This window comes from Amycolatopsis sp. NPDC088138 (assembly GCF_044741685.1).
Classification (GTDB): domain Bacteria; phylum Actinomycetota; class Actinomycetes; order Mycobacteriales; family Pseudonocardiaceae; genus Amycolatopsis.
The window spans coordinates 186,393-194,766 of the sequence record NZ_JBIUTB010000012.1 but is presented as its reverse complement, the minus strand read 5'-3'; the positions used below and the strand labels follow the sequence as shown (position 1 = coordinate 194,766).

Below are 8,374 nucleotides of genomic sequence, written 5' to 3'. Positions count from 1 at the left end.
CCGGCCGAGCCGACGGTGCCGGCCCAGGAACGCCGCCGCTCGAGGTGGCTGCGCGCCACCCGCCGCTGAGATCACCCACGTCCGTGAAGGCCACCTTGAGGGACTCTGAGTCCCTCAAGGTGGCCTTCACGGACGTTCGGGAGCCTCAGCCCCGCTGGTACTCCTCCCAGGTGACCTTGGTGACCGAGGGGCCGTCGTCGGCGCCGCGGCCGGCCAGGCCGTTCTGGCCCAGGTAGTAGTCGCCCGTCTGGTGCTGCGCGCCCGACGACAGGTCCGGGTCGGAGATCGCCATCGCGTGGACGTGGTAGGCGAACCCCTGCGCCGGCGTGCGGTACCAGGCCGCGAACCCGACCTGGCGCAGCGCCTTGATCAGGTTCGTCCGGGTCGTGGCCGACATGCCGGACACCGAGATGTCCATCGCGCCGCCGCCGTCGTGCGTCCCGGCCGAAGCGTCGACGCCGCCGGGGTTGTACGAGCCCTGCGTCAGGCTCACCGTGATGCCGGCGATCTTCTCGGCGGCCAGCAGCATCGCCTTGGTGCGGGTGTTGATCGTGACGCCGCGGTAGGCCACCCGGCTGCCCGCGGAAACCGGGCTAGTCACGGTGAACCGGGCGTCGCCCAGCTTCTCCAGCGACGTCTTGCCCGGCAGGCCCGAGGCGTCGATTCCGGTGTAGCCCAAGGACTTCTGGTACTGCGAGTACGCCGTGATGGTCGTGGTGCCGAAGTAGCCGTCGACGTACTTGCTGTCCAGCAGCCCCTTCGCCTGCAGCGCCTGCTCGACCAGCAGGACGCTGTCGTGCGCGCCCGGCGTCTGGGTGCTGTCGGCACGGCGCGGGTCGATCTGGGCCGCCTTCAGCACGGCCTCCATGTTCGCCGTCGGCAGCGCCGTCGTGGCGGCGGGCGCGGCCTGCGCCGGCGCGGCCACGGCGAACGCCGCGGCGGTGAGCGCCGTCAACACGGCGGCCTTCGTGAACATCCCTGTCCTCCATCGGTCGGAATCGGTTACGCCACCACGATCACCCGGCCGGATACAAGGGACGTACAAACGGGCTCCAATCACCCATCCGGAAGCTGCGCAGACGCAGGCTGTTGGTCACGACGAAGACCGAGCTGACCGCCATCGCCGCCCCGGCGAGCATCGGGTTCAGCAGGCCCGCCGCGGCCAGCGGCAGCGCGGCCACGTTGTAGGCGAACGCCCAGAACAGGTTCCCCTTGATCGTGGCCAGCGTCCGCCGCGACAGCCGGATCGCGTCGACGGCGGCGCGCAGGTCGCCACGCACGAGCGTCAGGTCCGCCGCCTCGATCGCGACGTCGGTGCCGGTGCCCATCGCCAGGCCCAGGTCGGCCTGGGCGAGCGCGGCCGCGTCGTTGACGCCGTCGCCGGCCATGGCCACCACGTGCCCCTCGGCCTGCAGCCGCTTCACGACGGCGGCCTTCTCCTTCGGCAGCACCTCGGCGATCACCTGGTCGATGCCGACCTGCCCGGCGACCGCCCGGGCCGTGGCGGCGTTGTCGCCGGTCAGCAGGATCGGGGTCAGGCCGAGTGCGCGCAGCCGCCGGACCGCTTCGGCCGACGTCGGCTTGACGGTGTCCGCGACGACCAGCCGCCCGCGGACCTCGCCGTCCCAGGCGACGTGGATCGCGGCGGTCTTGGAGGACTCGGACGGCGCGCCGCCGACGAACTCCGCCCGTCCGACGACGACCCGGTGTCCCTCGACCACACCCTCGACGCCCAGCCCCGGTGTGTTGCGGAAGCCGGAAACCGCAGGCAGTGAACCGAAACGCTCGCGAGCGGCGTCCGCGATCGCCCGGGCCACCGGGTGTTCGGAGGCGGCCTCGACGGCCCCCGCGAGCCGCAGCACCTCGCCGTCCCCCTCGACCAGCGCCATCCGGCCGGTGGTCACCGTGCCGGTCTTGTCCAGCACGACGGTGTCGACGCGCCGGGTCGACTCCAGCACCTCCGGGCCCTTGATCAGGATGCCGAGCTGCGCACCCCGGCCGGTGCCGACCAGCAGCGCCGTCGGCGTCGCGAGGCCGAGCGCGCACGGGCAGGCGATGATCAGCACCGCGACGGCGGCGGTGAACGCGGCCGACGGCGTCCCGCCCGCGCCGAGCCAGAAGGCGAGCGTCGCCACGGCCAGCGCGATGACGATCGGCACGAACACCGCCGAGACGCGGTCCGCGAGCCGCTGGACCTGGGCTTTCCCGGTCTGCGCCTCCTCGACGAGCCGCGCGGTCTGCGCCAGCTGAGTGTCGGCGCCGACCCGCGTGGCCCGCACGACGAGCCGGCCGCCGACGTTGACCGTCGCCCCGGCCACGGCGTCCCCCGGCCCGACTTCGACCGGCACGCTCTCGCCGGTCAGCAGGCTCGCGTCGATCGCGGAACCGCCGTCCTCGACGACACCGTCGGTAGCCACCTTCTCCCCCGGCCGCACGACGAACTCGTCGCCGACGGCCAGCTCGCCGACCGGGATCCGCACCTCGCGGCCGTCACGCAGGACGGCGACGTCCTTCGCGCCGAGGTCCAGCAGTGCCCGCAACGCGGCACCGGCGCGGCGCTTGGCGCGGGCCTCGAAGTAGCGCCCGGCCAGGATGAACGTCGTGACGCCCGCGGCGACCTCGAGGTAGATCGCGCCGTCGCCGGACATCCGCTCGATGGTGAACTCGAACGGGTGCCGCATTCCGGGTGTGCCCGCGGTGCCGAACAGCAGCGCGTACAGCGACCAGCCGAACGCGGCGAGGGTGCCGAGCGAGATGAGCGTGTCCATCGTGGCGGCGCCGTGGCGCAGGTTGGCGAACGCGGCGCGGTGGAACGGCCACGCGCCCCACACCACCACCGGCGCGGCGAGGGTCAGCGAAATCCACTGCCAGTAGGTGAACTGCCACGCCGGCACCATCGCCAGCAGGATCACCGGCAGCGCGAGCACGGCCGAGGTGACGAGCCGCTGCCGCAGCGCGCTCGTGCCGTCGTCCTCTTCGGCTTCCGGTGGCTCGTCGGCCGGTAGTTTCGCGCCGTAACCCGCGGCTTCGACCTGGGCCACCAGGTCCTGCGGTTCGACGTCACCGGCGAAGTCGACCTTCGCCTTCTCGGTGGCGTAGTTGACGGTCGCCGTGACGCCGTCCAGCTTGTTGAGCTTGCGCTCGATGCGCATCGCGCAGGACGCGCAGGTCATGCCGGTGATCGCGAGTTCGACGGTCATCGCGGTTCCCCCGTACCGGTGGTGAATTCGGCGGTGCGGACGACGTCGCCGTGGCGGAAGTCCAGGAACAGCCGGTAGGTCCCGGCGGACGGCACTTCGGCCAGGAAGGTGAGCCCGGGCCCGGCCGGGTGGACGTGCAGGTAGGCGAGGTCGCCGCCGCGCAGCGCGACGAGGTGCCCGGTCGCGCCGAGGTAGGGCTGCGGAGTCACCTCGCGGCCGTCTTTGGCGACGGTTGCGGTCAGCCGGGACGACTGACCCGGGACGAGGTCGCCGTCGAGCCGGACGCGGTAGCCGTCGACGTCGGCGACGCGCGACTCCGGGTGCTCGACCGGCTGGAACGTCCCCGGCGCTTGGAGGTCCACGCCGAGCGTCAGCGGGTTCGCGCCGGCAGGCTTGAAGTCGGCGAAGGCGCGGTAGCTGCCCGCGTCGGCGACGGTGAGCGGCACGCTCCAGGTGCCGTCGGCGCCGAGGTCCGGGTGCAGGTGCCGGTACCCGGCGGTGTCCCGCCGGACGACGATGAAGTGCAGCCGCTTCTCGTGCTCGACGTCGAACGCGGTCACCGGCGCGCCACCCGGCCCGGTGATCCGGAAGGTGAAGCGGGTCGTCGCTCCCGGCGTCAGGGTCGTGCTCGCCGGGACGAGGGTGTAGCCGTCCTCGGACGACGCCAGGCCGCCCGGCGGGTGCTCCGCGGTTTCGCCGTGCATGGTGTCCTCGCCGCCGTGCGCCTCGGCCTGGCCGGGGAACGGGCCGGCGGCGGTCCCGAGCGCCCAGGCGCCGCCGGCGACCAGGACGAGGGCCGCGGCGTAGGCGGAGAGCTTCGCTGCGGTGTTCATGTCAGCCGGTACCCCGCTTCCTCGACGGCGCCGCGCACGTCCTCGACGGCGAGCGCGGCGGCGCTGCGGACGGTCACGGCCCCGGTGGCCAGGTCGACGGCGACGCCGGTGACGCCGCCGATCCCGCGGATCTCCTCTTCGACCGACCGGGCGCAGTGGCCGCAGGTCATGCCCGTGACGGTGTAGGTGCTGTCGCTCATGCCTCAGATATACCCTAGGGGGGTAGGGTAAGCAATGCCGTGACGAGGTGTAACCCCGGACACAGTCAGCTACGGCACCGCTGGTCCAGCCGTGTTTCAGGGCGTCACGGAGAGTGTTGTCGGGGTACCACTGGACTCTCCCGTGTTCTTTTCGTAACCTGTTCGAGATCTCGCGGCCCCGAGCTGCCGACAGGTGGCGACGCGAGATCGCCGTCGATACCCCCCTGCCGGGTACCGGACCCCCACTCCGCGTGGCTCACCTGTTGCGGTCGAGCACGCACTCGTGGCGGGGCAGCGCGGACGAGGCCCCCGACTCGCCGCCCCGGTCCCCCGACCGGCGGCTGATCAGCAAAGGAGACCCGCGCGACCGTGCATTCGCATCCCGTCAAGCGCGTGGTGTCCGGTGCCCTCGCGGCCGCCGCGGTGATCGCTGTGATCACCGTCGCGGACCCCGTGGCCACCGCCGCCCCCATCCCCGTCCTCCAGGCTCCGCCCACCGGGTCGGAAGCCCTGGCCAAGTACCGCGACCTCGCGGCGCAGGCCGAGAAGCTCAACGAGGACCTGCTCAAGGCCCAGGACGACCTGAAGGCCAAGCAGGGTGAGCTCGACAAGGCCACCAACGACGTCAACGCGGCGAAGGCCGCCGGTGCCGAAGCCGCCGACGCGAAGCAGAAGTACCAGTCCCAGGTGGACAAGTTCGCCGGCGCGTCGTTCACCAGCGGCGTCCAGCTGAACAAGCTGTCCGCGCTGCTGGCCGGGACGTCCACTCAGGACTTCCTGGACCGGTCGTCGGCGCTCGAGGTCATCGCGACCGAGAAGAACGGCGCGATGGACAACCTCAGCGGTGCGGCCGAAAAGGCCAAGACCGCCGAGAAGACGGCGACGGACGCCGCGAAGAAGGCGACCGACGCCCGTGACGCGGCGGCCAAGCTGACCTCGGACATCGAGGGCAAGAAGAAGAACCTGCAGACCCAGATCGACCAGATCGAGGCGCAGAGCAAGTCCCTCAGCTCGGCCGACAAGGCGGCGCAGAAGGACACCGGCGGCAAGGCCCCCGTTGTCAAGGCGGCGACCGGGGCCGCCCAGACCGCGGTCAACGCGGCGCTGAGCAAGCTCGGCAGCGCCTACGTCTGGGGCGCGACCGGGCCGGGCACGTTCGACTGCTCGGGCCTGATGCAGTGGGCCTACAAGCAGGCCGGCATCACGCTGCCGCGGAACTCGGCGGCGCAGGCGGGCTTCGGCACGCCGGTCTCGCGCGACCAGCTGCAGCCGGGCGACCTGGTCGCCTACTACTCCCCCGTGTCCCACATCGGGATGTACATCGGCGACGGCAAGATGGTCCACGCCCCCACCAGTGGCGACGTGGTCAAGATTTCCCCGCTGATGAGCGAGTACGCGGGAGCGACCCGCCCGACGGCCTGAGTGTCGGTCGCGATCCGTCCACAGTGGTGATTCCACCGCTGTGGGCGGATTTTCGCGTTTCCGGGCGGGATTTCCGGGGAACCACCTCGCAATGGCCGAGAACCCCGTACCCGACGAAGCCACCCTCGACGCCGTGGGCAAGCTGACCGAAGCACTCGAGACGATCGAGCGAGCGCGGGGCCACCTCTACGCGTTCCACCAGCAGACGGGCTGGGCGGACCTCCTCTTCGGCGACGCGGCGGACCGGCTCGAGAAGGCCGGCCACCCAGCGTGGGCGGCACGCATCCGCGAGGAGCTGGTCGGCCTCAACGTCCTGGCCGACCGCTGGACGTTCCAGGTGGTCGAGGAGTACGACGACGGCTACTACAAGACGTCCCGCGACCTGGAGCGTTCCCTGCTGGCGGAGTTCACCGGGGGACGCCGTCACCTGCAGGAACAGCAGATGAAGGACGCCCGCCGCACCCGCGGCCGCGCCGGCCACGAGGCCGGGCCGCCGAGTACCCCTCCGCCAGAGGTGTCTTCTGAAACTGTCAGTCCCGTGAGTTAAAGTCGATCGCAAGCGAACAGACGTTCGAATGGAGTGGTGATGACCGAACAGCCGGAACCCAACCCGGAGAAGGACCCGAGCGAGTGGACCACCGGCGACGAGCCGATGACCGGGCCGCAGAAGTCCTACCTGCAGACCCTCGCCCAGGAGGCGGGGGAAGAGGTGCCTGACAACTTGACGAAGGCGGAGGCATCGAAGCGGATCGACGAGCTGCAGCAGACGACTGGTCGCGGCGCCTGAGCCGGGCTTGAGGCCGGCTGAGCGGCGCGAGGCCGGCTGAGCGGGCGCAGCTGCTGCAGCGGTGCGGCGCCTGAGCAGGCTCAAGGCGAGCTAAGCGGGCGCGCTGCGGCCAGAAGCAGGCACCCGCGGTTCGAGGGAGCTCGCAGCGGACCGAGAGGCACTGCTGCCGCAGCGACACCGCGCTGAACGGGAGCAAGGCTGGCTGAGCCCGCGGTTCGAGTGGACTCGCGGCCAACTACGCGGCGCCACCGCTGCGGCGGTACGGGCGCCTGAGCGGGCCCTGCGGCCAGAGCGGGCAACCGCGGTTCGAGTGGGAACTCGGCGGACCGAGAGGGCACAACCGCTGCAGCGATGCGGCGCTTAAGCCGGGCCTGAGGCTGGCTTGGCGGGTGCCTGCGGTTCGAGCGGGCTCGAGGCGAGCTGAGCGGACACTGCGGCCAGAGCCGGGCCTACAGCAGCCGACTGAGCAGTTTGGTGGCCTGCAGCGGCTGAAGATGCTCGGCACCTGAGCGGCACAGCGGGTTGGCTGGCGGCTTGGCTCAGCTGGCGGGACTTTCTCGGCCGTGGGTGATCCTGGCCCGGGTCGGCGGGCGCTCAGCCTTTGAGTGGCCACAGCGTGTGTACCGACTCGTGTGCTCCAGCCGAGGCGAGCACGGCGGCCGCGCAAGCAACAAGGGCAACTCGGCGGGTGCGCGGCGGCCGAGCGGGTTCAGGCGGCCTCGGGCAGCGGCGCGGTGGCCGAGCGGGCTCAGGCGGCCTCGGGCAGCGATGCGGCGCCCGTCACGCGGAGCAGGAACTCGGCGTTCGAGCCTGTCTTGCGGAGCTGGTCCAGCAGCTGCTCGACCGCGTGCGGGCCCTGCAGGGCCCGGCGGACGTCGCGCATGGCGGCGAGTTCGCCCGGGGTGACCAGCAGTTCCTCGCGCCGGGTGCCGGAGGCGGCCAGGTCGACCGCCGGGAAGACGCGGCGTTCCGCGGTGCGGCGGTCCAGCTTGAGCTCGGCGTTGCCGGTGCTCTTCAGCTCCTCGAAGAACACCGTGTCGGCCAGGGAGCCGGTTTCCACCAGGGCTGTCGCGATGATCGTGAGGGAGCCGCCGCCCTCCACATTCCTTGCCGCGCCGAGGATGCGCTTCATCGGCTGCAGGGCGGCCGCGTCGACGCCGCCGGACAGGGTGCGGCCGGAGGGGCGCGCCGAAAGGTTGTACGCGCGGCCGAGCCGGGTCAGGGAGTCGAGCAGCAGCACGACGTCTTCTCCGCGCTCCACCAGGCGTTTGGCCCGCTCGACCGCGAGTTCCGCGACCGCGACGTGCTCGGCGGGCGGCCGGTCGAAAGTGGACGCGATCACCTCCCCACGCACGGTCCGGCTCAGTTCGGTGACCTCCTCCGGGCGCTCGTCGGCAAGCAGCACCATCAGCCGGCACTCGGGGTGGTTGGTGGCGATGCCGTGCGCGATTTCGCGCAGCACCGTGGTTTTCCCCGCCTTCGGCGGTGAGACGACCAGCGCGCGCTGGCCCTTGCCGATCGGGGTGACGAGGTCGATGACCCGGGTCAGCACCCGCGCCGGCGTGGTTTCGAGCAGCAGGCGCTCGTCGGGGTGCACCGGGACCAGGTCCTCGAAGTGCGGGCGCGGGGCGGCCGGGTTGGCGCCGTCGACGCTGATGATTTCTTCGGCGGTGCCGGTGATTTCGTCGCCGGTGCGCAGCTTGTGCTTGCGGACGACGGAAAGCGGCAGGGTGATGTCGCCGTCGGCGCGCCGGTAGCCGGCGCGGACGAAGGCGGATTTTCCTTGTACGTCAAGGATTCCGTGAAAAGGCATGATTTTCTCCTGAAAGGGGAACGGCCGGGACGGGCCGTGAAGTGAAAGGAAAGAGGCCGATCGGCCTGGATCCGAGGGAGCTTCCTCCGGGCGGCCAGAGGCCGACATCCGTGAGGAGC

Annotated in this window: 8 protein-coding genes; 3 read left to right on the top strand and 5 right to left on the bottom strand. The window is 71.6% G+C overall.

From position 1 onward, the window contains the following. Positions 1 to 145 precede the first annotated feature (145 nt). The 4 genes from ACIOD2_RS49445 to ACIOD2_RS49430 are packed head-to-tail and all read right to left on the bottom strand — an operon-like array spanning position 146 to position 4,233. Complete coding sequence (locus ACIOD2_RS49445) at positions 146 to 976, bottom strand: peptidoglycan-binding protein (RefSeq protein ID WP_400553061.1); 831 nt, start codon at positions 974 to 976, stop codon at positions 146 to 148. 40 nt (positions 977 to 1,016) lie between these two features. Next, a complete protein-coding gene (locus ACIOD2_RS49440; protein WP_400553059.1) occupies positions 1,017 to 3,200 on the bottom strand; it encodes a heavy metal translocating P-type ATPase in 2,184 nt (727 codons plus the stop codon). Further along, on the bottom strand, positions 3,197 to 4,033 hold the full coding sequence (locus ACIOD2_RS49435; RefSeq protein ID WP_400553058.1) for a hypothetical protein: 837 nt from the start codon (positions 4,031 to 4,033) through the stop codon (positions 3,197 to 3,199). The genes ACIOD2_RS49440 and ACIOD2_RS49435 overlap by 4 nt, the downstream gene beginning before the upstream one ends. Beyond that, the gene (locus ACIOD2_RS49430) at positions 4,030 to 4,233 is read right to left on the bottom strand and encodes a heavy-metal-associated domain-containing protein (RefSeq protein ID WP_400553057.1); all 204 of its coding nucleotides are present in this window, start codon (positions 4,231 to 4,233) and stop codon (positions 4,030 to 4,032) included. Before ACIOD2_RS49430 ends, ACIOD2_RS49435 begins: the two co-directional genes overlap by 4 nt. A 369-nt stretch (positions 4,234 to 4,602) precedes the next feature. Between ACIOD2_RS49430 and ACIOD2_RS49425 the strand changes: the two genes are divergently transcribed. From ACIOD2_RS49425 to ACIOD2_RS49415, 3 genes are all read left to right on the top strand, one after another. Then, positions 4,603 to 5,655, top strand: coding sequence for an NlpC/P60 family protein (locus ACIOD2_RS49425; RefSeq protein ID WP_400553056.1), 1,053 nt, complete (start codon positions 4,603 to 4,605; stop codon positions 5,653 to 5,655). A gap of 91 nt (positions 5,656 to 5,746) precedes the next feature. After that, a complete protein-coding gene (locus tag ACIOD2_RS49420; protein WP_400553055.1) occupies positions 5,747 to 6,202 on the top strand; it encodes a hypothetical protein in 456 nt (151 codons plus the stop codon). Positions 6,203 to 6,241: 39 nt separating this feature from the next. Then, on the top strand, positions 6,242 to 6,442 hold the full coding sequence (locus ACIOD2_RS49415; protein WP_400553054.1) for a DUF3072 domain-containing protein: 201 nt from the start codon (positions 6,242 to 6,244) through the stop codon (positions 6,440 to 6,442). Between the two features lie 748 nt (positions 6,443 to 7,190). Here ACIOD2_RS49415 and rho read toward each other — a convergent pair. Further along, the gene (gene rho / locus ACIOD2_RS49410; RefSeq protein WP_400553053.1) at positions 7,191 to 8,255 is read right to left on the bottom strand and encodes a transcription termination factor Rho; all 1,065 of its coding nucleotides are present in this window, start codon (positions 8,253 to 8,255) and stop codon (positions 7,191 to 7,193) included. Positions 8,256 to 8,374 lie beyond the last annotated feature (119 nt).